Here is a 22,419-nt window from a genome sequence, read left to right as displayed (position 1 = left end):
TTTAGATATAGAGAGGACGTTATTAATTATCATGTCTTTACCGATACTTCCGACTATTAGTACAACTTTTATCGTTCTAAGCGCAATAACCGTAGCCATCGGCTGGTACCAGATCAAGCAGCGCAGGATTGAAACACACAAGAAAACAATGATTACGGCTGCAATCTTTGCGTTAATTTTCTTTCTGATATATGCATCGAGGACCATTTTTATCGGAAATACAGCGTTTGGGGGACCAGACGATTTAAAAATCTACTATACGGTTTTTTTAGTGTTTCACATCTTTTTGGCTACAACAGGGGCTGTTTTCGGAATTGTGACTTTATTGACGGGTTTCAACAACAAACTTTCCAAGCATAGAAAGCTTGGCCCGATCACAAGCATTATCTGGTTTTTTACTGCCATAACCGGTGTTGCCGTGTACCTTTTGCTTTATGTATTTTATCACGGCGGTGAGACGACATCCGTCATTAAAGCAATTCTGGGGTTTTAACTTAGTAAAAAGCAGCGGACTGAAATTAAATCCGTTGCTTTTTTACTATCTGGTATGAATCTCTCGTATGGTCAGCTGAGCTTAGACGGTTTGAGGGAAAAAATAAAAACGCATGAAGGTTCATGCGCTTTCTTGGGTCATATCAGATGCCTGAGAATTGATCAAGCTCTGCCTTTATGTCTGAAAGGATTTTCTCACATTGCTGAACAAGGGAAGCAGGGAAGCTTTCGCCTTCGCCGTATTCGATGCCATGCGGATAATAGTGTTTGCCCAGTAGAGGAGTAAGTAATTTGATCACGGCCTTGTGTGCGCCAACATCGCCCTCAACGGCATGGCCCAGGACACGCAGATAGAAGGTGCCTTCTTTTAATTCGAATTTTCGATCGTAGCTAACTCTTTCATAATCCCATTGCTCAGCGCGAACCAAACCGTGCTCGGGCATTAACTGATCCAAGCGGTTTAAATCTGCTGTTACATTTTCCAAACCAAAGCTTTCGAATTTCACGGATAACCCTCCTAATTTTGCTTTTCAACGCAGGATAAAAACAAGATGGAGAAAGGTATGTATAAAAATGCTATTTTCTCCAATATTATTTACATATAGACATATTTCCCTCATATTTTATAATAGTACGAAATTATGCAACTTGCAATGAGTACCTTTCCGTTATTTTAACGTTCACAAAAATTATATGTTTTTCCTTCATAAAAACTTAATGTAATAGGGGTTATTGCATGTCATGATTGATATAAAAGCCGCTCAAACAATGATATAATTAATCAAAAAATGGTTTATAAAGCTTATACATCTATATATAGATTTCGAGAGGGGGAGACTTCCTCTGCGCATATTGGCAAGGGCGATCATACTTTCAGCTATTTTATTTATTATTGGAATTTATTTAAATTTAGCTCATGACAGTAGTGAAAACTCGATTCTCTTGGGGGAGAACGGCATCAAGCAAAAAAATCAGGAAGACATTCAAAGAAATATGGCCCCCAGTGATAATGGAGCTTTAAAGAACCCGAAAGAGGGTCTGGCTGGCTTAATAGGAAAAAAAGCGGCTGAAGCAGAAAAGCGTTATGGAAAGCCTTCAAGGGTCGATCCATCCTCTTACGGTTATGAATGGTGGATCTATAATCAGGACAGCAGAAGGTATTTTCAGCTTGCTGTTGAAAGCGGAAGGGTTGTTTCGGCCTATGGGATCGGCAAGAAAATCAATGTAACACCATTTAAAATCGGGCAGACGATTGATGAGATATATTCCAGTGCTTTTGTAGAGACGTCAGTCGACATTGAAGCGCATGGAAGCTCTTACCGTTTTGAGCTTTCAGAGGAAGATATGAATATGAGGCCGCTCATAAAGCTTGGAGATGTATACGCTCAGTTATATCTGGATAAGTTCACAGGGAGTGTATCCAGTGTCCGGTTTTTAAACGAGGAAACGCTACTTAAACAGAAGCCTTATGAATTGACATACCGCGGGAAGTTGAAGGAAGAACGGCCCCTCGGTGAGGAAGAATGGAAAAAGGTGGAGGCCGGAAGCCGCCATCAAATTTTTGATATTACCAATATCATGCGACAACGGTTTGACCTTGCAGAATTGAAATGGGATGAGAAAACTTCCGAGGTTGCTTATGATCATAGCAGCGACATGTCGGAAAGCCGGTATTTTTCCCATACTTCCCCTACGAAAGGGGACCTTGAGGACAGGCTTGCCGAGGGTGGCATATCCTACACACTTGCAGGAGAGAACATTGCAGCAAACTATGTGGATGCGATTGCCGCAATGGAAGGATGGCTGAATAGCAAAGGGCATCGCGATGCACTGTTGAATAAAGATTTTACCCATGTAGGTGTTGGAGTTTACCGGAAATATTACACACAGAATTTTATCGCTAAATAAGGAGCCTTCACTAGTGAGTCGGGCCTCGGGTCAAATTTCTGCATTTTTAGTTCGGGTGATGAATGTAGTGTTGACCCTGGTCCTTTTTTTAATGTGCTTTTTGTGGTATACGCCCGCCGTCACACTTTCGATTTCTGTTCATAAGATGGGAATAGGCGTATGTCATGGCGTGAGGTGATCGTATATGGCTCAAAAAAAAGGGCGCACATCAGTTGAAAAATTCAAGGCATTCGTGAAGAAGCATCCTAAATTAAGGCAGGAAGTCAAAGACGGTAACTATACATGGCAGGAGTTATTTGAGGAGTGGCAGCTTTTTGGAGGCGACCATGAACAGTGGGAGGAATACAAGGCCAAGGATGGGGTTGGCACGAGGCAGGAAGAACCCGAGAAGGGCAAGTCCATCGAAACAAATCAAACAATAAAAACCAGCCAAATGAACAAAACGGATTTCTTGGCACTCCTTCTTCAGTCAGTCAAGAACCTGGATGTTAACCAGGTCCAGCAGTATATATCAAGTGCAAACCAGGCACTGGGAGCAATCCAGGGGATTATTTCTTCATTCCAGGGAGAAAAGCCGAAAAACGAAGAAGAGGTGCAGGAACAAAAACCCAAGTCCAATCCATTTGTATTCAGAAAAGACTAGAAATCCGTCTGAATGAGGAGGTTTTTATGAGGCAGGATGTATATAGCTTGATTGAAGAAAACCAGGATTTGAAAAAGTTTCTGCGTGGTCAGCCGTATTGGTACCGGAGATTGATGAGAAATCCTCAGGATTTGGATAAATTGGAAACCGAAGCCGCGTATCATTTTAATAAAACGATCCCGCAAAGAATAAATAAGTTTTCAGATGGCGTCCAGATGGCTTCTATGCTGCTTGGGATGTTCCAGGCAATGAAATATCAAAATGGCTGATCCTTTGGGAACAGCCATTTTTATTTTACTGGGTTTTTGGCCTGATTTAGCTGCAAGTCGATGCAAAACCCAAGAATGATCCATAAAGTTCTTTAACACTCAGGAAGGAACCATGATTGTTATTCTGTGAGTAAATTGGCTTTTTTTGCAAACACTAGTTGGCAAAGGAGGCAGATTATATGAAATGGCTGGTTACTGTATTTTTATTGGTGCTGATCGTCTCAGGTTGTGGCAACAAAATACCTGAACCGCAATATAACCAGAAAACACCGGAAGTTCTTGGCCGCGGCCATTCTGCTTCAGCGGAATCTATCAAGCCGGACGGCGATAGAGGATTTGAAGCCAAATATTTTATGAAAGGAAACTCCCTTTATGTTGATTGTTTCTTAAGAGGATTTTCCTTATCTCCTTCCTACGGCAAAGAGAGGGCGAAGATTAGGTGTTATATGGACGGGAAAAGGATCGCTGACTATCAAACTGCCGCATTTATCGTGAAAAAGATGCCCCAGGGCCGGCATGAAATGCTATTAGAAATTCTTAAGGCAAATGGGCAGCCCGCCGGACTGAAAAAAGGCTTCACCGTTGAAGTCAATTCTGACATCTAAGGAAAAGCATTAGCATCTAAACTGCAAAAATGGTAGAATGTTGGTGGAGGTGAGCGGTCAATGCTTGCTACGATGGAAAGGGTTAACATCTTGCAAACTGCCGATTCTTTGGCGGAAATGGTATTGCAATCTGAAGCAGGGGAAAACTATCTCCTTACTTTATATAAAATGAAGAATGACCGGGAAGCACAGCAAAAAATACGCAAATTTGCTTCTCTTAAGGAGCTGTATGAAGAGGCCCAGCGTTTTGGGAAGTATCATCCGGATTATAAGAGAGTGAATCTTGAAATTCGGGAGGTAAAGCGTGAAATGGATCTTCATCCCTCTATCGCGGAATTTAAAAGGGCGGAAACAGAAATACAAGGCATCCTCGATGAAATCAGCATGAAAGTCGGACATGCCGTTTCCCAGCATATTAAAGTTCCCGCTGGGAATCCCTTCTTTGAGTCGCTCTCGAGCTGTGGCGGAGGATGCGGTTCCGGAGGCAGCTGTGGATGTTCCGCATAAGCTTTTTTGAATGCTTCAGCGGAAATTGACAGATTCGTTCATTTGTCCGAATAGAAATGGGGCCGGCTCTATGAAATGCAGCCGGCTCCATTGCCTTTCTCCTATGATTCATTCTCAAACCGAATGCAATCTGGGCATAAATTCCCGCAACAGAACATTTTCTTTTGCGGCACGAAAAAACGATGGCGAAAAACCAATGAATTTTTCTCGCTTCTTACGAAAACAGTCACGCTATGCAGCTTGTGGCCGCGCATCGATTTTGCCGATGCCTTTTTTATTGCCTTTATTACCTTATCGATATCGTTCTGTTCCGAATGCTTGACATAAAGAAAGGGTATTCCGGCCACTTTTTTATGTGCAGCATGTACGATTTCCTCCTCAGCGGCCAATGTGTTTATGAACGAAGCCCAAATCGTATCCAAATCCATGGCTTATCCCCCTGTTGTTTCACTTTTGAATACCCTTTGATTGATCAGCCTTAAACCGATTGTGATTTCTTAGGAACCACGGTGGTTTTTTAGGTTGATAGCAAAGTTTATGCATGCTACACTTAATGAAAACCTTTACCCTTTCCCGGTCAGGATCAATTGTTTGATAAGATTCCTTACAGGTGGGGATGAGCTGGAGTTTCATTGTAAAAGGGGAGTACTTGCTATGTTTGGAGAAAGACAGGGAATAATTGTATATTTACATACATTGAAGCAGGCAAAAATGCTAAGGAAATTTGGCAATATCCATTATGTGTCAAAAAAGCTGAAGTACGCTGTCCTTTATACAAATATGGAGGATGTTGAGGCACTTTCCGAAAAGTTAAGAAGCTATTCGTTTGTAAAGCGGGTTGAGCTCTCCTATAAACCGTTCTTAAAAATGGAATATGAGAATTCCAAACCGGATAAAGCGAAGGAATATGATTATAAAATGGGAATTTGATTTTCACAGGACAAGGAACGCTTCGAAAGCATCCCATCGCACGAAGAAAGCGTAGCTTTTCGAGGATGTGGTGACGTCGACATTTACCACAGGACGTGGCAGATGTTAGTCGAGGTTCCTTACAAAAAGGCGCAGGCTTTCTTAAAATAAAAGTCTGCGCCTTTTTATAGCATTGCAGTGTATTTAGCTTAATGGGGGAAGATATCGGTTCATTCGCAGGATCCCGGTAAGATATTGGAAATAAAGTTCTTTTTCCGAAAAGGCCGTGGAGGGCTTGACATTTAGTTCGATGATATCTTTTCCGAGCTGCAATGCGAGCTCTCTGAAGAGTTCGAATCGTTTGTTCGGCGTGAAGTTTGGATTGGGGATGCCTTCCCTGCACATGTATAAAGGTTGAAAATTGCCCGGATCGGTTGGATGCAGGACCACCAACAGGGAAGTAAGCTTTTTTTCATACATTGTTGTATGGAGCGCAAGAAGGCGGGCTACACGGCCACCGTTTGCCTTGCCAATTTCAATCAGTTCATATATATCAGAATAACCTTCCCCTAATTCGATAAATCGCTGAATCAAATAAATCTCTCCTTAAATAAGTCTATTCTTAATTTATCACTACTTTGCTCCATTACCAATAAGGTAATTTTAAAGCTGGCCGCTTTTTAGAAAATTTGCCTGTTGGACATCAAGTAACGTCGAAGACAAAGGCATAGCCCTAGTCCGCAAGATGTGGATCACACATGTGAAAAGATAAGCATGTAGCGCACAAAGACTGCATTCTCCTTTGTTGACAAAAAACTTAATCGTTTCTTGCAAAAAAAAAGCCCTGCAGGTCATCTTCTGCAGGGTCCTTCTATTTCCTAAAAAGGGTAGAAGGCAAAGGGAGAGGAGAAACCGGAGGAAGAACTTATGGGGAAACGTAAGTCTTCTCCGCGGTTGGCAACAACACCTACGATAGTGATGTTGTTACTATCAGTATGGCCAAATTTATCCTTATTATTCAAACCAGGCCCACTTTTTTCTGAAATAACAGGCGCGAAAAAAATTTTTTGAAGTTGGCTGCGCATTTCTAATATGATAGGATTATTGGGTAACAGAAATTTGTCAAAAAATGTGGTGAAAACATGCGTGTCGTTTCTGGAACTTGCAAAGGGAGGCCTTTAAAATCAGTGCCGGGCACAGGAACCAGGCCTACGACTGATAAAGTGAAGGAAGCTTTGTTCAATATAATCGGGCCTTATTTTGAAGGCGGGGATGTCCTCGATCTGTTCGCAGGCAGCGGGGGCCTTGGGATTGAGGCGTTAAGCCGTGGCATGGATCGCGCTATTTTTGTAGACAGGGAGTACCAGGCTGTCCAAACAGTTAAAGATAACCTTAAGGCATGCGGTTTTTCAGAGCAGGCTGAAGTCTACAGAAATGACTCGGAAAGAGCTTTGAAAGCAATCATTAAAAGGGGACTGAACTTCAGTCTGATCATGCTCGATCCACCATATAAAAAACAAAAGCTCGTCACAATGCTTGAGCAAATACATAATGCAGCTCTTCTTGACCATGAGGGGTTTATCGTATGTGAACACGGCCATGATGTTGTCCTTCCGGATCGTGTCTGCAGTTTCACGAAAACTCGGCAAGAAGTATATGGAATCATCGCTATTACAATTTATCGGTGGGATAGGGATGAAAATTAGAGGGGGATTTCTATGGCCAGGATAGCCGTTTGTCCAGGGAGCTTTGACCCGATCACCTTTGGCCATTTGGATATTATCCAAAGAGGGGCAAAGGTTTTTGATCAAGTTTATGTAACCGTTTTAAACAATACTTCGAAAAATTCGCTGTTTACCGTTGATGAACGCTTAGAATTGATTAGGGAAACTACTGCGCATATTCCTAATGTGAAAGTGGACTCTTTTCAAGGTTTGCTTGCCGATTATGCGACCAAGGTTAATGCTGATGCCATCATCCGCGGACTCCGTGCCGTGTCCGATTTCGAGTATGAAATGCAGATTACTTCCATGAATAGGCTGCTGAATGAAAGGGTTGAAACCTTTTTCATCATGACCAGAAACCAATATTCTTTCTTAAGCTCCAGCATTGTTAAAGAAGTTGCAAAATATGGCGGCGATATCTCTGAACTTGTTCCGGAGAGGGTAAGGGCGGCACTGCTCACAAAATACGGTCAATGAACCAAAAGGTAGGACCCATCCATGTGGTGGGTTTCTTTTTGCATTTTAAGAGTATAACTTGAGACCACTGTAGCAGGATGAGTGGCCAAATTCAGGAATAAAGTAGAACATAGACCAAGTACGCCAACATCCCTGTGTGTTGTGGTTCAGATCCTGTTCATCTCAACTACCCTTGTAATGTTTCCTCTGTAAATGAATCCGCTGGGCATCCAACTTTTCAAGTGATAAAATAGAACTGCACTACCGGTGCGTTTTTTTAACAAATCGTCAAACGGCTTCATACAAAATCTTTAATGGCCATAAGGTTGTAAGAGAGTTCAAGCTATTTGGGGAGGGATTCTTTTGCGGGAGCCTAAGATAGGCCTTGCACTCGGTTCGGGCGGAGCGAGGGGCTTTGCCCATGTTGGTGTGATAAAGGTGATGAAGGAAGAAGGAATCCCTATAGATATGATTGCCGGAAGCAGCATGGGCGCCCTCATTGGGACATTTTATGCAGCAGGCTTAGATATCGAACGGCTTTATAAGCTGGCACGGGTTTTTAAAAGAAAGTATTATTTGGATTTTACCGTTCCTAAAATGGGGTTTATTTCCGGAAAAAGGGTAAAAGAGCTTATTCGGGTTTTTACATATGGAAGGAGGCTGGAGGAGCTAGACATTCCCGTTGCTGTTGTCGCAACCGATATTAAACGCGGCGATAAAGTCTTATTCCGTGAAGGCCCAATCGCTGAAGCCGTGAGGGCAAGCATTTCCATACCGGGTATTTTTGTCCCCGAAAGGATTGGTGGCCGCTTGTTGGTTGACGGAGGTGTAATAGACCGGGTTCCCGTTTCGGTGGCAAGGGAAATGGGGGCAGATATTGTGGTTGCGGTTGATGTAGCCAAAGTGAAACAAGATCAGGAAATCACCTCCATTTATGATGTGATAATCCAAAGCCTTGATATTTTACAGATGGAACTGGTGAAGAGCAGGGAATTTGCTGCAGATATCATGATCCGGCCGCCGGTTGAGAAATATAATTCAAAGGCGTTCACTGACATTTCCGAAATTATCAGTATTGGGGAAGAAGAGGCAAGGAAAAATATTAGCAGGATTAAAGAATCTATTGAAAACTGGAAGGAGACTTGAACAGGTGAGTCGTAAGTACTATATGCGCTCTTTCCTGATTGCAGCTGTTCTAATCATAGCTTCATCGTTTTATTATTTGCCATATTACGTAGCAAAACCAGGCATGGCACAAGAATTGGAGCCAATTATAAACGTTGAAGGAGGGGACGATGCCTCCGGAAGCTTTATGCTGACAACCGTAAGGATGGGAAGGGCCAATATCTATTCATATATGGCGGCAAAAATGAGCAAATACCAGGAGTTGTATCCAGAGAACGCGATCAAGAGTGAAAATGAAAGTGATGAAGAATACAATGTGAGACAACTCCATATGATGGATGATTCAAAAAATAATGCAATTAAAGTGGCCTATGAAAAAGCAGGCAAGCCGATTTCTTTTCAATATCTGGGCGTTTATGTCCTTAATACGCTCAAAGGGATGCCGGCATACGGAGAATTAAAGCCTGGGGACCAAATTACCAGGGTTGATGAGCTCAAAATAGAATCTGCGAAGCAATTTATGGATTATGTCGGTAGTAAAAATCCGGGTGACAAAATCACGCTTAAATTTAAAAGGGATTCAAAGACCAAACAGACCACACTGCCTTTAAAGAATTTCGATAGGGATAAAAAGCGGGCCGGCATCGGCATTTCGCTTGATGACCATGAAAAGCCGATAACCGAACCGGCTGTTAAGGTAAACACCGAGCAGATCGGAGGTCCTTCCGCCGGATTAATGTTTACTTTGGAAATTTTCAATCAGCTGACCGATGGGGATACTACAAAAGGGTATCAAATTGCAGGAACGGGAACGATGTCAGAGTCAGGCGAGGTCGGCCCGATCGGAGGCATAAAGCAAAAAATCGTCGCTGCCGACAATTCAGGTGCACAAATCTTTTTTGCACCTAATGAAAAAGGGAATAAGCAATCTAACTACCGCCAGGCGCTGGCAACCGCCGAAGATATTGAAACGGATATGAAGATTGTCCCGGTGGATACTGTCGACGATGCCCTCAACTACCTTGAAACATTAAAAGAGATTAGATAAGAAAGCCGCTTATCTCGTGATGAACACGGTTGAACGGCTTTCTGGCGGCATAAAGTAACGATTGATTGAATCTTTTCTTCATGTATGAAGTGGAGCACTGCTTAAGTGCAGTACGTCCTTATGGCTTCGATTGTGTGGTCCAGCACCTCAGGTCCCAGGCTTAAACTAATCTAGAACTTACAAGAGCTCCTAATCCGCGAGTTTGATATGCGATTAACTCGGGGATTTTTCAATAATGACCGGGGCCTCGAATTCCCGTTTCATTAACATGCTTTGATATGGTTCCATAAGTCCGAGGGCATAAATGCGGGCAGCCCGTATATCAGGACGGATTTCCGGGGAGCCGAAGGAAGAAAGTCTGGACACCAATGGAATGGGCATATGTTTTTTCTTGCTCCGCAAATATTCCCTCCCCGCACTTGACATCCCTAATAGCCGAAGATAAGTGGGGTTTCCCTGCAATGGAATCATTTCTTCTTTCGTTGTGTTTGTCAGGATATGGACGCACATCCGTTGCAGCCTTGTCCATGTATAGCGTTTCGTTTTTAATGCTGCCATAAAGCCGGCAAAGTTAAGAGCGTGTGCGGCGGCCTGCTGGATACGGTATTCGATGCCTTCTTCTATTTCATAAATTTTCCTTAATTCAGCTGCCGAAGCCGACATTACCCTGTATTTTAGCAAAGGCCAATACATTTCCCAGTTGTGAAACTGTCCATATTCCCTAATGTAATCCCTTAAAACGGATGATGTTGAATCAGTGACATATCCACTGATGTTTGAGATATTCGATTTGCTATCAAAAATCGATTTGCGGATGGCCGTTGCGCTGGCGATCGAATTTTCCGGCAGCGCGGCATCATGATATCCGGCCTGTACACGCTTGATGGTCAGGGGCTTGATTTTAAAACCATTGGATAAAGCGGCCTTGACATATTCCATGCCGAGAATATTGTTTGGTTTTGACAAATCCAGGGCATAAAGGTTTTTTTCAAGTTCACTGAATGCAAGAGATGCAGCGCGCGGATAACTGTTTCCTTCCTTCATATGCTTTTTGACCAAAGCCTGATAGTTGTCCTGCTTCTCCTGAAGCAAATGATAAGTCTCTAGAAAGGGTTGAATCCTTCCGTTCTCACTGCCGAAGCAGAATGAATCGCACTGCAATGCTTCAAGTGCGAATATGGCGCCGCGTGCAAATATCTCCGCCTTTTGCGGCGCGAACGCATAGGGCAGTTCAAAGACAAGATCGACTCCTGCTGCGAGAGCCATTTTCGCCCTGGCCCATTTGCTCAAAAGAGCAGGTTCACCCCGCTGGAGGAACGGCCCGCTCATAATGGCGATGACTATGTCAGCATTTATGACTTCTTTGCTTTTCTGCAAGTGATAAGAATGTCCGTTATGAAAAGGATTGTATTCAACGACTAATCCCAAAGCTTTCATCGCTTCACCTCGTAAAAATGGGGTATTGTTATGAATTTACAATATTTGTGGCCAAAAGTCGACTTTAAGGAAGTATTTTCCCTTGGCGGTTATTGAATAATAAAGAAGATAGTCTGAAACCGCAAGGAGGCGATTTGCATTTTCATATGTACAAATTGCAATAAAGAATTAAGCCCCCCATATACGATGTTGCTATGTGAAGAGTGCATGGCGCTCCCAATCGAACAACTATGGGTGCCTTTGAAAGAAAACCCCGGCAATGAATAAATTACAGCGTAATGATTGCAAAGAATACAGAAACGGTTATTATTATAATAGCTTCCATTCGCACTTTCGAAGAAACGCATGAAATAAGCATTTTGGCAGGGTATAGACTGTAAAGAAAAAATATTGACAAACAGTATAATGACAGCTATAATTACTTTTGTTGCGCTTAGAGGTGATTCATTTGCAATGGACAATTAGCCAACTTCAAAAATTACGGGAAAAAGACCTGCAAATCGAAGAAACGGTGGATGTTGCGGATATAAAGGAACGGGATAAACAAATTCGTGAAGTCTCGCCCATTAAAGTGACCGGCAGGGCTGATATCAGTTCCGCAAAGGTTACTTTCCATCTGCATTTATCCGGCCATTTGATTTTGCCTTGTTCCCGGACACTGGTAGATGTTAAATATCCAATTGATATTGACACAACGGAAACCTTTCTACTAAAAGCAGAGAATTATGATCTTGAAGATGATGATGTAACTGTCGTTAAAGGCGATGTTGTAGACCTTATACCGGTAATCAAAGAAAATTTATTGCTTGAAATCCCAATGCAGGTATTCTGCGAGGATAGCGAAGATGGTGCACCTATGTCGGGGACGGACTGGGCGGTTGTGACGGAAGAAGAAAGCAAACAACGGGTCGATCCCAGATTAGCAGGCCTTTCGAAATTTTTTGACAACAATAAGGAATCTTGATTGGAAACTTGGAGAGCCGGGAAATTCAGGCTTTCACAGCTTCTTTATCTATTTTTTAAGGAGGTGGGAATAATGGCTGTACCTTTTAGAAGAACGTCCAAAACTGTAAAAAGAAAGCGTCGTACGCACTTCAAGCTTCAAGTGCCAGGTATGGTGGCATGCCCAAACTGCGGTGAAATGAAACTTGCGCACCGTGTATGCAAAGAATGTGGGACTTATAAAGGTAAAGAAGTTGTTAACAAATAATAATTTCTTCTTTCGAAAAAAGCACAGGGGATTACCCCCTGTGCTTTTTTTCGTTGGAGGCCTCCCAAATGCAGCCTTCCTTTCCCTCTCAAAGTTCATTGCCACTCTGTCCTTGCTTTAATAGGCTCGCCAGCCTGGATGTTTTCTAATATAATTTGAGTATTCTTAGATAAAAATGGAAGCCGTGGCGTTGGAATGAGCAATGTGGTATTGGGTGAAAAACAGGGTGATGGCAGTTTATTGATCACGATAAATCGTCCGGAAAAAAGGAATGCCATAAATTATGAAGTAATGGAAAGGCTCGGTGATGTATTGTCCGATGCGGAAAGTGATGAAACCGTAAAAATGCTTATGTTAACTGGGCGGGTGGACGCCGCATTTTGCTCTGGTGGGGATCTAAGCGAATTCCACACCCTGCCTACTGAAAAAGAGGCATATAAAATGCTTTCCAAAATGGGCATGGTCGTTAATAAACTAGCAACATTCCCAAAACCGACAGCAGCTTTCCTAAATGGAACCGCCGTTGGGGAAGGGGCTGAATTCGCGGCAGCTTGTGATTACAGGATTGCGAGGGAAAACTCACGGTTTGGCTTTATCCAGGGGAAATAGGCCGCTACGACAGGATGGGGAGGCGGGACGCTTTTATTCGAAAAGCTTCCACATCAAACAGCTTTAAAACTACTTTTAACACTCCTTAGTCTCTGCATCCGCAGGAAAAGATCTGGGGTTCATCGATTCGGTTGTTTCGGATTCGAGCGGCTCCATTGGATAGCGAGATAACTGGACTCACTCTTCTTGAAGCCGTTGTCATCAGTACATACAAAAAAATGCTCATCAGGAAATGGGAACTGGGTGGGCTGCAAGGAATAATAAAACAAGAAATTGCACAATGTGCAACGCTTTGGGAAACCGCAGCCTATCGCCTTGCTGTACAAAGCTTCCTGAACAAGAAAAAATACGGGAATTTTTAATAGGACATCTATTTTCCCTTCTATCTATTCTAGCAAGTGCATATGTATGAAGTAAATACTTGCTTGGGGGTATCACGATGTCAATAGCAAGGCAGGATGCATGGACCGAAAATGAAGATCTATTACTGGCAGAAGTAGTATTAAGGCATATTAGGGAAGGCAGCACACAGTTAAAAGCATTCGAAGAAGTGGGCAGGGAATTGTCACGGACATCAGCTGCCTGCGGCTTCAGATGGAATTCCTATGTGAGGAAACAATATCAATCAGGAATAGAGCTTGCTAAAAAACAACGCAAAGAATACAATAAGTCAAAGGCTAGACAATCGGAAGGAACAGATGTTGCCCCTGCTTCCACACAGGATGCATTACAAGTTGAAAACCAGGCTCATGAAGAATCTTCATCCTTTTCTATCGAAGAAGTCATTCAGTATTTGAAAAAGCTTGATGAACTTTCAAAGCTGTTCAGCAAGGAAAGGGACCAGCTAACAAATCGGTTCAATGAGATAAAAGAAGATTATGAGGCTCTGAAGGAAGAAAACAGAACGTTAAAGGGGCAGCTAAAAACTATTGAGGATGATTACAATTCCCTCTTGCAGATTATGGATCGGGCCAGGAAGCTGATTATCCTCGAGGAAGACAAAAAAAGCCAGTCAGTAAAATTCCAAATGGATAAAAACGGTAACCTGGAAAGAGTGAATAAATGATAGAGGCTGGCCTATAAGGGGATTGCCATTAGAAACTCTATATTAGATAAATGTTCAAATATAGATATAGAGTTGCGGTCCAGTCCCCTTTCCTGCATGAGCCAGCCCCATTTCTTTTGATTGCGGTGACGATCTTAAAGGCCTGCCGGATGCCAGAGCAGCGGATTTTCGCCGAAATCCCTTTCCATATCATATTCAGCCGGTTTAAATCCCATGTTCTTCCAAAACTCATGGGATTGTACACGCGGATTCGTTTTGATTGGCAGACCAAAAGCTTTGGCAAATGCAACAAGTGATGTCCCCAGTCCCTTTTTTTGAAAATCAGGAAGCACTTCGAGTTTCCATAGAACCAGGAAATCCTGCTTTGGTTCAAAGTACTTGTCAAACCTGGCGTTCCTTTTATATAAACTCATCCGTGCTACCAGTTTGTCTGCAAAGTAAATACCATAAAAAGGAGACTCGCTATCATTTTCAATAATGTTTGCTTCTAAATCATCGAGCATGGACAACTCCTGAAGCCCGTATTCTTTGAACTTCTTGAATTCTTCCAGCGTTTTGTAGTTCACAAGCAATCGTTCCACCTTGTGCTCCATAAATATCCCCCTCACTCGGGCAGTTTCATTGTGTTGTAAAAAAATTTCAGGCGAAAGCAAAACACCCCACAGCCTGATGTCTTCTCCTGTGTGACCCTGATCCTGAGCGCCTCATTTTCGCCTCTGTCTTCGCCCTTTAAAAAGCCTGCAAACGGTAAGTTTTCTAATGTTAGAAACCGCTTAAAATTTATTATATAATAAATCATCAAATAATTCTGTAAAAGTGAACCGAAACGATAGCTGTTTACTGGGACTCCTTACTGAAATTCCCGGATTCATTATTTATGAATAGAATTATTTTGCTAATATATAAAACAAAATACATAACGGAGCGGTGGTTTCATGAAGATAGGAATTATAGGTGGAGGGGCGCTGGGCCTGCTCTTTTCCGCATACTTAAGTGATTTCCATGACGTCACACTTTATGTCCGAACAAGAGAACAGGAAGAGCTAATCACCGAGGAGGGCATTTTACTTATTAAAGGCGGCAAGACGTTTAAGAAAAGGGTAAGGGTACGGATTTCAGAAAATGTAAGTCGCGAAGAGGAGCTTTTGATCGTCGCAGTAAAGCAGTACAGCCTAAAGACTCTGTTTGAAAAAATCCACTTGCCCGAAACGCCCTTATTATTTATCCAAAATGGATATTCCCATGTCCCTATGTTGGAAAAGCTTCAAACGAAAAATATTTTTCTTGGTGTTGTAGAACATGGCGCCCTTAAGCATAAGGGAAACATTGTGGAACATACAGGGGAGGGGAAGACCAAGGTAGCTGCATACAAAGGTGAGTGCGGCGGAATGCCCCTTTTGGGCTTCAAAATAGAAAATTTCCCGTTTATTTGGTCCGAAGATTACCGGCAGATGCTGCTCGAAAAGCTTGTGGTCAACGCCGTCATCAATCCGTTGACAGGTATTCTCGGCATAAGGAATGGCGTTTTATTGGAAAATCCACATTATTTCACTCTTTTTACTAATTATTGCAAAGAGATTTCAAGCATTTTGGATTTGGAAAGAGAAACCACCCAGAAGCATGTGGAACAGGTGTGCCGGAAAACCTCGTCAAATCGATCCTCTCTATTAAAAGATCTTGAAAGCGGAAAAAAGACGGAGATTGAAGCGATCTTAGGCTATGTGATCCAAGTTGCCAAGGAAAAAGGCAAGAATCATGAGCTTGCACAAGCGGTTTATTGGATGGTTAAAGGAAAGGAATGTCAGGGGGAGGATCATTCTTGATCAGCATATTTTCTTCATTGGCGGCTACATTTATTACAATACCGGTCTTCGCCTATATCATTCTCTTTATTCTGATTAAGCAATTGACGAAAAACCACCGCCGGGCAGTGCATCTGGCAATGGATATCTCCGCCGTTCTCTTTATTTTTTCCGTACATTATCTGATTCTGGCAATCTGGGGGCGGTCGGTGTTTTGGCTGCTATTGATCATTATGATCGCCTTGGCCTTTTTAGTAGTGATTGTCCACTATAAAGTAAAGGAAGAAATCGATATTCGTAAAGTATTCAGGGGGTTCTGGAGAATAAATTTTGCCGTTTTCTTCTGTGCCTATTTCATCCTTGTCATCTTTGGCGTTGTATACCGGATAAGCGCTGTTTTGGTTTCCTGACCAGGCGGCCTATCCGCCCTAATCTTCGGAAAAAAAGGCTGCGAAAGCCCGGGCAAGATTTTTTGTTTTATAAAGGCATAATGATATACTACATTAGAATTGATTTGCGTAGAAAGGAAGTACCTTAATGGAGATTAAAAATCTCGAATTGCCATCTTTAAACAAGTTCGCTTCTGATTATCTTCAGGGAAATCTGCAAGCGGAGGAATATTTTCATTATGACTTGTCAAAACCCGGCCTTTTCCAAGAAAGATACAAGGAGCTTATGACTCGTTCTTTTTTACGTGATGAATTGGCGGATTACATACAGCAGTATATGTCGAGGTTCAGCATGGCTGCGCCGATCGTGCAAAAGAATATAAAAGCTTTAAGAAAAGCGGATTCGGTGGTCGTCATCGGCGGGCAGCAAGCAGGACTATTGTCCGGCCCTTTATATACCATACATAAAGTGATATCGATCATAAAGTTAGCCGAAGAACAGGAAAAGTCCCTCGGCAAGAGAGTGATCCCGGTATTTTGGATTGCCGGCGAAGACCATGATTTAGCAGAGGTAAATCATGTGTATGTGATGAAAGACGGGCATCCCGAAAAAAAATCCTATCCGTTATACCACCCTTTTAAGACGATGATCACCGACATGGAATTAGATGCCGGTACGGCGATGTCATGGATTGAGGAGATCTTGGAATCATATGGGGAAAGCGCCTTTACTAATGATATATTGAAAAATGTCCGGGCCATTCTTGAAAAAGGTGAAACATTTGCCGGCTTTTTTGCAGCCCTGATGAATGAATGGTTCCATAAGTACGGGCTGCTGCTCATGGATGCAGGGGATCCCGCTCTCCGGAAAATCGAGTCCGGTTACTTTAAGGAACTCATCGAAAAGAGCGGGAAAATAACGGATTCCGTTCTGACACAACAAACATTAATACAGGAAAATGGATACAAGCGTACAATAGAAATGGAGCAAAACGCTGCAAACCTGTTCTATTATGACCGCAAAAAGAAGGAACGGACGCTGCTTGAACGGTCGGACTCCTCATTTGTGGCGAAAAATGGGGAACTGTCATTTACGGAGGAAGACCTGATAGATGTGGCGGAAAAACGGCCAGAGAACTTAAGCAATAATGTTGTGACAAGGCCAATCATGCAAGAAATGCTCTTTCCGGTGCTCGCGTTCATTTCGGGTCCCGGGGAAATCGCTTATTGGGCAGAATTAAAGCAAGCCTTTGAACAATTTGGCATGAAGATGCCCCCGATCATTCCCAGGTTAAACATCACCATTTTGGAGCGCGGCATTGCAACCGATCTGGCTGAAACCGGCCTTGAACTTGGGAACGTACTGGCAGCGGGTACAAGAGAAGAACAAAAATTGTTTCTCGAATCTGTAAAGGATGACCATGTTGAAAATCTGTTCAATGAAACGAAGCTTTTGTTAACAGAAAAGCATCGGCTTATTTCGGAAAAGGCGATGGAGCTTGACAGGGGACTAGGGCCGATGCTGGCAAAGAACCGTGATTTGCTGATAGGGCAGCTTGATTTTATCCACGGCAAAATCGTCAAAAGCACAATGGATAAGCATTCCGTAATACTGAGAAAGTTTAATAGGGTAGAAACCTCTCTATTTCCGATTGGTTCCCCGCAGGAACGGATCTGGAACATCTTTTACTATCTTAATAAATATGGACCGGAATTCATTGATGATTTCATGGAGCTTGATTATGAATTTGATAATACCCACAAAGTAATATGCCTTTGATAGAAAACCCGCCAATCGGCGGGTTTTTTTGGCCAAAAGGCAAGTATCACTCTTTGCTATCTGCATAAAGCAGAAACAGATTAAGCGCGCCGCGGCCTTATGGCTTTCTGTATGACCTCATCGTGCGTGCACTGGTTCCGCCGAGTATCCCCCAAGAAGATGGCTCGCCAATCGGACTTCCACAGTATGTGGCAGTGGGTAGTCGACGTTGCTATAATACAAAGCAATTGCGCTTTTTAAATCGATGGCTTTTGCCATAATAACTGGAAAACGTATGTAATTCTTATTTCCACGTGTTATATTTGTCTTTTTTTGGATAACGAATTTCCCTTTTAAAAAACATGTAAAGGCAGGAAAACCTTTCTAGGCAGAGAATGTAAAAATTAGTGGAGGAAAGTGGGGGATTGTGGTACATTTGAAATAGAATGTGGGGGTAGCGGGTATGTTCATGGGTGAGTACCATCATAACATTGATAATAAGGGCCGCTTGATTGTACCGGCAAAGTTCCGGGACAATCTTGGTGAAGAATTTGTTCTTACCAGGGGACTTGATCAATGTTTATTTGGCTACCCGATGGACGAATGGAGACAGCTTGAAGAAAAACTGAAGGCCCTCCCTTTGACTAAGAAGGATGCCCGCGCTTTTACACGCTTCTTCTTTTCAGGAGCGACCGAATGCGAATTGGACAAGCAAGGAAGAATCAATATCCCCACTCCGCTCACTTCCTATGCAAAGCTCGAAAAAGAATGCGTCGTGCTCGGGGTTTCCAATCGAATTGAGATTTGGAGCAAGTCCCTTTGGGAAGACTATTTTTCAACCTCAGAAGATTCTTTCGCCGAGATTGCCGAAAATATGATTGGCTTTGACATATAGGCATGGCGTATACAACGGAGGGAGAATCCAATTCAGACTATCGATTGGAAGGATGTTCACATGTTTTTGCACACAACTGTATTGCTGAAGGAAACGGTTGACGGGTTAAACGTCAAGCCAGATGGAGTTTATGTTGATTGTACGCTTGGAGGGGCTGGCCATAGCGAATATTTGTTATCGCAGCTTTCAGGCGAGGGTAAGCTTTATGCCTTTGACCAGGATATTGCGGCAATAAAAAATGCTGAAGAAAAATTAAGCCGCTTCGGCGGGCGTTTCACCCTCATACAGAACAATTTCAAACATATTAAAGAAGAATTAGCCACCAGGGGAGTACATAAAATCGACGGGGTTTTATATGATTTAGGGGTTTCTTCCCCGCAATTGGATACGCCGGAACGGGGATTCAGCTATCATCATGATGCGCCGTTAGACATGAGGATGGATCAAAGTGCACGAATTTCCGCATACGACGTAGTGAATGAGTGGCCTTTTGAAGACTTGACCAGAATTTTCTTTCGATATGGAGAAGAAAAATTTTCAAAGCAAATCGCCAGGAAAATTGAGGCCGCGCGGGAAAAGAATCCGATCGAAACCACTGCTGAATTGGTGGAATTGATTAAGGAGGGCATCCCTGCCCCCGCAAGAAGAAAAGGGGGCCATCCGGCCAAAAGGGTTTTTCAAGCGATCCGCATTGCCGTTAATGACGAGCTAGGAGTTTTTGAAGATTCATTGGAACAGGCCATTTCACTTTTGAAGCCAGGCGGAAGGATTTCTGTCATTACCTTCCATTCACTTGAAGACCGGATTTGTAAATCAGTTTTTAAAAAATACAGCGATTTGCCGCAGTTGCCCCCGGGGCTTCCTGTTATCCCTGAGGAATTTCAGCCTGCTTTGAAATTGATAACAAGAAAGCCGATATTGCCGAGTGAAGAAGAGCTGGAAGGGAACAACCGCTCCAGGTCAGCGAAGCTAAGGATAGCCGAAAAGACAGATAAAAATGTATAAGGGGGAAACCAGTTTGAGCTCCATAGCAAAAAAAATCCAGGAACAGCAGCAAGCAGAACAGCAAAGGACGGTCCAAACGGTCATTGTCCATAAAGCAAAAATTTCTTTTGGGGAAGTCGTGCTGCTTTGTGCGCTCGCCATCGCTATCGCACTGGCCGGCGTCAAGATCGTGTCAAACCAGACTGCCATTTATGAAACGAATAAAAGCATCCAGCAGGTAGAAGCAAAGATTGATGAGCAGGTAAAGGTGAACAACGACTTAAAGGTCGAAGTAAGCGAACTGAGCACATATGAACGGATATGGAAAAAGGCTGCAGAAAACGGCCTGATGTTAAATGAAAATAACGTGAAGGTTGTCGAGGAATAATGAAGAAAAAACAAAAAAATATGAAGGCGGGAGCAGCGGGATTATTTCTAATTTTCGGCCTGCTCTTTTTTGTATTGATTGGTCGTTTTCTTTATATACAGATTAGCGGAACGGCAGGAGGGGAAGTGCTGGCTGCCAATCTTGAGAAAAAATACAAAAAACAGCATACGATAGAAGCGGAGCGAGGCACGATTTATGATGCCAAAGGGGAAAAAATAGCGGAGGATACTTCTTCCTATTCTATTATCGCGATTTTGGATGCATCCGTGACGACAGATCCGAAAAACCCCAAGCATGTTGTGAATCCTGAAAAAACAGCAAAACAGCTGGCACAATACCTGAAAATGGACGAACAGGAAATCTATGCCCGGCTCTCGAAAAAGGGGGCATTCCAGGTTGAGTTCGGGACAGCTGGAAGAGATCTGTCCCATGAAGTGAAAAAAAAGATTGAGAAGCTGAATATTCCAGGAATTACTTTTCTGCGAGATACGAAGCGCTTTTATCCAAACGGCGTATTTGCCTCCCATTTAATTGGCTATGTAGAAAGAGACAGCAAGAATGAGGAACAAGTAATCGGCAAGCTGGGTATTGAACGCTATTTGAACAGTTACTTAAAAGAAAAGGACGGCAAGGTGACTTACGACAGCGATTCATGGGGGATACTGCTTCCTGGTAAAGAAGAATCTGTTACGCCTCCAAAAAACGGGAAGGATGTTACATTAACAATCGATAAGAAAATCCAGACCTTTCTGGAGGATTCAGTCACTAAAGTGCAGAAAAAGTACGAACCAAAAGAAATCATCGCGATTGTATCCAACCCGAAAACCGGAGAGATCGCTGCAATGGCACAAAGGCCGACCTTCCATCCCCAAACGAAGGAAGGATTGACGGAAACGTGGCGCAATCTGGCAATCGAAGAAACGTTTGAACCGGGTTCGACGATGAAATCATTTACGCTTGCAGCGGCGGTGGAAGAGGGGAAATTCAATCCGGACGCGACCTTTGTTACCGGTTCATATAATGTGCCGGGCACAAGGGGAATCAATGACCATAGCGGAATCCCTCGCGGAAAACGAATAACTTTCCTTGAAGGGGTTCAACGCTCATCAAATGTTGGCTTTGCCACTCTCGCTATGGATCATCTTGGTCCTGATAATTTCAGGGAATACCTGACGAAGTTTGGTTTTGAAAAGCCAACCGGCATCGATCTGCCCAATGAAATTACCGGAAAAATCAAATATAAATACAAAATTGAAAAAGTAACTGCTTCTTTCGGCCAGGGAATGACCGTCACCCCGATCCAGCAAATTCAGGCAGCATCTGCCATTGCAGGAGACGGGAAGATGATGAAGCCGTATGTCATAAAGGAAATCAGGGAACCAAATCATAAGAAAATCATCAAAAAAACCAAACCTGTCGCTGCGGGGCAACCAATTTCAGCTGAGACAGCCAAAAAAGTCAGGAACTATTTAGGCACGGTAATCACAGCTAAAAAAGGTACAGGGAAAAAGTATAAAATAGATGGGTATGAAGTTGCGGGAAAAACCGGTACGGCCCAGCTCGCCGGCCCGGGAGGCCAGTACTTGACAGGATTTAACAACTATGTTTTTTCCTTTTTGGGCATGGCTCCAAAGGATGACCCGCAATTAGTCATGTATGTGGCGGTGAAACAGCCGAAGCTCGAAGGGGCAGAGGTTGGGGCTGATCCGTTATCGGAAATCTTTAACCCTGTCATGAAAAGCAGTCTGCAGTACTTGAACATAAAGCCATCAAATCTCAAAAAGCCTGATATTGACCAAATAAGCGACTTTACGGGGCGGTCGGCAGCAGAGGCAGTTGCCCAATTAAGAAAAGCCGGATACGAAGCAATTACGATCGGCAAAGGCGGCACAGTTGCTGACCAGGCTCCTAAAGCTGGCAGCATCCTTCTTGAAGGTGAAAAGGTCATCATTAAAACTGATGGCGAAATGACCGCCCCAAATATGCTGGGCTGGTCTCTAAGGGATGTCATGAAGGCTGCCAGTGTTGCAAGGCTGGACTTGAATACCGCTGGCAGCGGTTATGTCGCTAAGCAAAACTTGAAACCGGGGAGCGTTATCAAACAGGGCGAGTACTGTATCGTCGAACTGAAAAAACCGGAAGATTTATCGAAGAAAACGGAGAAAAAAGAAGAGGTCTATGATTAGATAACGGA

At 43.1% G+C, this 22,419-nt stretch carries 27 protein-coding genes and 2 pseudogenes; 23 read left to right on the top strand and 6 right to left on the bottom strand.

Annotation, left to right across the window (positions count from 1 at the left end; all coding sequences use genetic code 11):
* The first annotated feature begins 31 nt into the window (after window positions 1–31).
* Window positions 32–493, top strand: a complete 462-nt coding sequence (locus D0466_RS11705) for a DUF420 domain-containing protein (protein ID WP_199484546.1) — start codon at window positions 32–34, stop codon at window positions 491–493.
* Between the two features lie 142 nt (window positions 494–635).
* Here D0466_RS11705 and D0466_RS11700 read toward each other — a convergent pair whose 3' ends face one another.
* Entirely contained in the window at window positions 636–998 is a 363-nt protein-coding gene (locus D0466_RS11700) for a YugN family protein (RefSeq protein ID WP_117322764.1), read from the bottom strand.
* Window positions 999–1,344: 346 nt separating this feature from the next.
* On the opposite strand from D0466_RS11700, the gene D0466_RS11695 reads away from it, so the two are divergent.
* From D0466_RS11695 to D0466_RS11675, 5 genes are all read left to right on the top strand, one after another.
* Window positions 1,345–2,400, top strand: a complete 1,056-nt coding sequence (locus D0466_RS11695) for a CAP domain-containing protein (protein ID WP_233522622.1) — start codon at window positions 1,345–1,347, stop codon at window positions 2,398–2,400.
* A gap of 184 nt (window positions 2,401–2,584) precedes the next feature.
* Complete coding sequence (locus D0466_RS11690; RefSeq protein ID WP_117322763.1) at window positions 2,585–3,043, top strand: YlbD family protein; 459 nt, start codon at window positions 2,585–2,587, stop codon at window positions 3,041–3,043.
* Window positions 3,044–3,069: 26 nt separating this feature from the next.
* Window positions 3,070–3,312, top strand: coding sequence for a YlbE-like family protein (locus tag D0466_RS11685; RefSeq protein WP_117322762.1), 243 nt, complete (start codon window positions 3,070–3,072; stop codon window positions 3,310–3,312).
* A 179-nt stretch (window positions 3,313–3,491) separates the two neighbouring features.
* A complete protein-coding gene (locus D0466_RS11680; RefSeq protein WP_117322761.1) occupies window positions 3,492–3,917 on the top strand; it encodes a hypothetical protein in 426 nt (141 codons plus the stop codon).
* Window positions 3,918–3,977: 60 nt separating this feature from the next.
* Window positions 3,978–4,424, top strand: a complete 447-nt coding sequence (locus D0466_RS11675; protein WP_117322760.1) for a YlbF family regulator — start codon at window positions 3,978–3,980, stop codon at window positions 4,422–4,424.
* A gap of 101 nt (window positions 4,425–4,525) precedes the next feature.
* On the opposite strand, the gene D0466_RS11670 is transcribed toward D0466_RS11675, so the two are convergent.
* Complete coding sequence (locus tag D0466_RS11670; protein ID WP_117322759.1) at window positions 4,526–4,852, bottom strand: acetate and sugar kinases/Hsc70/actin family protein; 327 nt, start codon at window positions 4,850–4,852, stop codon at window positions 4,526–4,528.
* 226 nt (window positions 4,853–5,078) lie between these two features.
* Between D0466_RS11670 and D0466_RS11665 the strand changes: the two genes are divergently transcribed.
* Entirely contained in the window at window positions 5,079–5,354 is a 276-nt protein-coding gene (locus tag D0466_RS11665) for a YlbG family protein (RefSeq protein ID WP_117322884.1), read from the top strand.
* 183 nt (window positions 5,355–5,537) lie between these two features.
* Here D0466_RS11665 and D0466_RS11660 read toward each other — a convergent pair whose 3' ends face one another.
* Both D0466_RS11660 and D0466_RS21910 read right to left on the bottom strand, forming a co-directional pair.
* A complete protein-coding gene (locus D0466_RS11660; RefSeq protein ID WP_117322758.1) occupies window positions 5,538–5,927 on the bottom strand; it encodes a DUF7147 family protein in 390 nt (129 codons plus the stop codon).
* Window positions 5,928–6,211: 284 nt separating this feature from the next.
* Window positions 6,212–6,418: a hypothetical protein gene (locus D0466_RS21910; RefSeq protein ID WP_142919927.1), complete on the bottom strand. Its 207-nt coding sequence runs from the start codon at window positions 6,416–6,418 to the stop codon at window positions 6,212–6,214.
* A gap of 48 nt (window positions 6,419–6,466) precedes the next feature.
* On the opposite strand from D0466_RS21910, the pseudogene rsmD reads away from it, so the two are divergent.
* The 4 genes and pseudogenes from rsmD to D0466_RS11640 form a co-directional block, all read left to right on the top strand.
* Window positions 6,467–7,039 (top strand): annotated as a pseudogene (gene rsmD / locus D0466_RS11655) (16S rRNA (guanine(966)-N(2))-methyltransferase RsmD); the annotation flags it as partial.
* Window positions 7,040–7,051: 12 nt separating this feature from the next.
* Entirely contained in the window at window positions 7,052–7,534 is a 483-nt protein-coding gene (coaD, locus tag D0466_RS11650) for a pantetheine-phosphate adenylyltransferase (RefSeq protein WP_117322756.1), read from the top strand.
* Between the two features lie 342 nt (window positions 7,535–7,876).
* On the top strand, window positions 7,877–8,659 hold the full coding sequence (locus tag D0466_RS11645; RefSeq protein WP_117322755.1) for a patatin-like phospholipase family protein: 783 nt from the start codon (window positions 7,877–7,879) through the stop codon (window positions 8,657–8,659).
* Window positions 8,660–8,663: 4 nt separating this feature from the next.
* Window positions 8,664–9,686, top strand: a complete 1,023-nt coding sequence (locus tag D0466_RS11640; protein ID WP_117322754.1) for a SepM family pheromone-processing serine protease — start codon at window positions 8,664–8,666, stop codon at window positions 9,684–9,686.
* 213 nt (window positions 9,687–9,899) lie between these two features.
* On the opposite strand, the gene D0466_RS11635 is transcribed toward D0466_RS11640, so the two are convergent.
* Window positions 9,900–11,123 (bottom strand): nucleotidyltransferase, encoded by a 1,224-nt coding sequence (locus D0466_RS11635; protein ID WP_117322753.1) that lies wholly within the window; start codon window positions 11,121–11,123, stop codon window positions 9,900–9,902.
* A gap of 448 nt (window positions 11,124–11,571) precedes the next feature.
* Here D0466_RS11635 and D0466_RS11630 point away from each other — a divergent pair, with 448 nt between their 5' ends.
* From D0466_RS11630 to D0466_RS23625, 5 genes and pseudogenes are all read left to right on the top strand, one after another.
* Window positions 11,572–12,087, top strand: a complete 516-nt coding sequence (locus D0466_RS11630; RefSeq protein ID WP_117322752.1) for a YceD family protein — start codon at window positions 11,572–11,574, stop codon at window positions 12,085–12,087.
* Window positions 12,088–12,159: 72 nt separating this feature from the next.
* Complete coding sequence (rpmF, locus tag D0466_RS11625; RefSeq protein ID WP_101633179.1) at window positions 12,160–12,333, top strand: 50S ribosomal protein L32; 174 nt, start codon at window positions 12,160–12,162, stop codon at window positions 12,331–12,333.
* 195 nt (window positions 12,334–12,528) lie between these two features.
* Window positions 12,529–12,942, top strand: coding sequence for an enoyl-CoA hydratase/isomerase family protein (locus tag D0466_RS11620; protein ID WP_117322751.1), 414 nt, complete (start codon window positions 12,529–12,531; stop codon window positions 12,940–12,942).
* Between the two features lie 131 nt (window positions 12,943–13,073).
* Window positions 13,074–13,304 (top strand): hypothetical protein, encoded by a 231-nt coding sequence (locus tag D0466_RS11615; RefSeq protein ID WP_117322750.1) that lies wholly within the window; start codon window positions 13,074–13,076, stop codon window positions 13,302–13,304.
* Window positions 13,305–13,381: 77 nt separating this feature from the next.
* Window positions 13,382–13,613, top strand: a pseudogene (locus tag D0466_RS23625) (RsfA family transcriptional regulator); the annotation flags it as partial.
* 529 nt (window positions 13,614–14,142) lie between these two features.
* Here D0466_RS23625 and D0466_RS11605 read toward each other — a convergent pair.
* Window positions 14,143–14,601 carry an N-acetyltransferase gene (locus tag D0466_RS11605; protein WP_117322748.1) on the bottom strand — a complete coding sequence of 153 codons (459 nt, stop codon included), beginning with the start codon at window positions 14,599–14,601 and terminating at the stop codon, window positions 14,143–14,145.
* Between the two features lie 342 nt (window positions 14,602–14,943).
* Here D0466_RS11605 and D0466_RS11600 point away from each other — a divergent pair, with 342 nt between their 5' ends.
* The 7 genes from D0466_RS11600 to D0466_RS11570 all read left to right on the top strand — a co-directional run bounded on the left by D0466_RS11600 (window position 14,944) and on the right by D0466_RS11570 (window position 22,411).
* Complete coding sequence (locus D0466_RS11600; protein ID WP_117322747.1) at window positions 14,944–15,831, top strand: 2-dehydropantoate 2-reductase; 888 nt, start codon at window positions 14,944–14,946, stop codon at window positions 15,829–15,831.
* Complete coding sequence (locus D0466_RS11595; protein ID WP_117322746.1) at window positions 15,828–16,220, top strand: DUF3397 domain-containing protein; 393 nt, start codon at window positions 15,828–15,830, stop codon at window positions 16,218–16,220. Before D0466_RS11600 ends, D0466_RS11595 begins: the two co-directional genes overlap by 4 nt.
* A 127-nt stretch (window positions 16,221–16,347) precedes the next feature.
* Window positions 16,348–17,979 (top strand): bacillithiol biosynthesis cysteine-adding enzyme BshC, encoded by a 1,632-nt coding sequence (bshC, locus tag D0466_RS11590; protein ID WP_117322745.1) that lies wholly within the window; start codon window positions 16,348–16,350, stop codon window positions 17,977–17,979.
* A gap of 442 nt (window positions 17,980–18,421) precedes the next feature.
* Window positions 18,422–18,853 (top strand): division/cell wall cluster transcriptional repressor MraZ, encoded by a 432-nt coding sequence (gene mraZ, locus D0466_RS11585; RefSeq protein ID WP_117322744.1) that lies wholly within the window; start codon window positions 18,422–18,424, stop codon window positions 18,851–18,853.
* 60 nt (window positions 18,854–18,913) lie between these two features.
* The gene (gene rsmH / locus D0466_RS11580) at window positions 18,914–19,858 is read left to right on the top strand and encodes a 16S rRNA (cytosine(1402)-N(4))-methyltransferase RsmH (protein WP_117322743.1); all 945 of its coding nucleotides are present in this window, start codon (window positions 18,914–18,916) and stop codon (window positions 19,856–19,858) included.
* A 13-nt stretch (window positions 19,859–19,871) separates the two neighbouring features.
* The gene (gene ftsL / locus D0466_RS11575) at window positions 19,872–20,225 is read left to right on the top strand and encodes a cell division protein FtsL (RefSeq protein WP_117322742.1); all 354 of its coding nucleotides are present in this window, start codon (window positions 19,872–19,874) and stop codon (window positions 20,223–20,225) included.
* On the top strand, window positions 20,225–22,411 hold the full coding sequence (locus D0466_RS11570; RefSeq protein WP_117322741.1) for a penicillin-binding protein: 2,187 nt from the start codon (window positions 20,225–20,227) through the stop codon (window positions 22,409–22,411). Before ftsL ends, D0466_RS11570 begins: the two co-directional genes overlap by 1 nt.
* Window positions 22,412–22,419: the final 8 nt, after the last annotated feature.

The organism is Peribacillus glennii, assembly GCF_003429105.1.
Lineage (GTDB): Bacteria > Bacillota > Bacilli > Bacillales > DSM-1321 > Peribacillus > Peribacillus glennii.
This window is presented reverse-complemented; position numbering and strand designations above follow the sequence as displayed.

Bases quoted from the DNA above. Each gene is read 5' to 3' on its own strand.
- D0466_RS21910 (WP_142919927.1), bottom strand. From the start codon at position 6,418: ATGCGCAGCCAACTTCAAAAAATTTTTTTCGCGCCTGTTATTTCAGAA.
- rsmH (WP_117322743.1), top strand. From the start codon at position 18,914: ATGTTTTTGCACACAACTGTATTGCTGAAGGAAACGGTTGACGGGTTA.
- D0466_RS11635 (WP_117322753.1), bottom strand. From the start codon at position 11,123: ATGAAAGCTTTGGGATTAGTCGTTGAATACAATCCTTTTCATAACGGA.
- D0466_RS11675 (WP_117322760.1), top strand. From the start codon at position 3,978: ATGCTTGCTACGATGGAAAGGGTTAACATCTTGCAAACTGCCGATTCT.
- rpmF (WP_101633179.1), top strand. From the start codon at position 12,160: ATGGCTGTACCTTTTAGAAGAACGTCCAAAACTGTAAAAAGAAAGCGT.
- D0466_RS11690 (WP_117322763.1), top strand. From the start codon at position 2,585: ATGGCTCAAAAAAAAGGGCGCACATCAGTTGAAAAATTCAAGGCATTC.
- D0466_RS11705 (WP_199484546.1), top strand. From the start codon at position 32: ATGTCTTTACCGATACTTCCGACTATTAGTACAACTTTTATCGTTCTA.
- coaD (WP_117322756.1), top strand. From the start codon at position 7,052: ATGGCCAGGATAGCCGTTTGTCCAGGGAGCTTTGACCCGATCACCTTT.
- bshC (WP_117322745.1), top strand. From the start codon at position 16,348: ATGGAGATTAAAAATCTCGAATTGCCATCTTTAAACAAGTTCGCTTCT.
- D0466_RS11600 (WP_117322747.1), top strand. From the start codon at position 14,944: ATGAAGATAGGAATTATAGGTGGAGGGGCGCTGGGCCTGCTCTTTTCC.
- D0466_RS11570 (WP_117322741.1), top strand. From the start codon at position 20,225: ATGAAGAAAAAACAAAAAAATATGAAGGCGGGAGCAGCGGGATTATTT.
- D0466_RS11620 (WP_117322751.1), top strand. From the start codon at position 12,529: ATGAGCAATGTGGTATTGGGTGAAAAACAGGGTGATGGCAGTTTATTG.
- D0466_RS11605 (WP_117322748.1), bottom strand. From the start codon at position 14,601: ATGGAGCACAAGGTGGAACGATTGCTTGTGAACTACAAAACGCTGGAA.
- D0466_RS11670 (WP_117322759.1), bottom strand. From the start codon at position 4,852: ATGGATTTGGATACGATTTGGGCTTCGTTCATAAACACATTGGCCGCT.
- D0466_RS11665 (WP_117322884.1), top strand. From the start codon at position 5,079: ATGTTTGGAGAAAGACAGGGAATAATTGTATATTTACATACATTGAAG.
- mraZ (WP_117322744.1), top strand. From the start codon at position 18,422: ATGTTCATGGGTGAGTACCATCATAACATTGATAATAAGGGCCGCTTG.
- D0466_RS11685 (WP_117322762.1), top strand. From the start codon at position 3,070: ATGAGGCAGGATGTATATAGCTTGATTGAAGAAAACCAGGATTTGAAA.
- D0466_RS11680 (WP_117322761.1), top strand. From the start codon at position 3,492: ATGAAATGGCTGGTTACTGTATTTTTATTGGTGCTGATCGTCTCAGGT.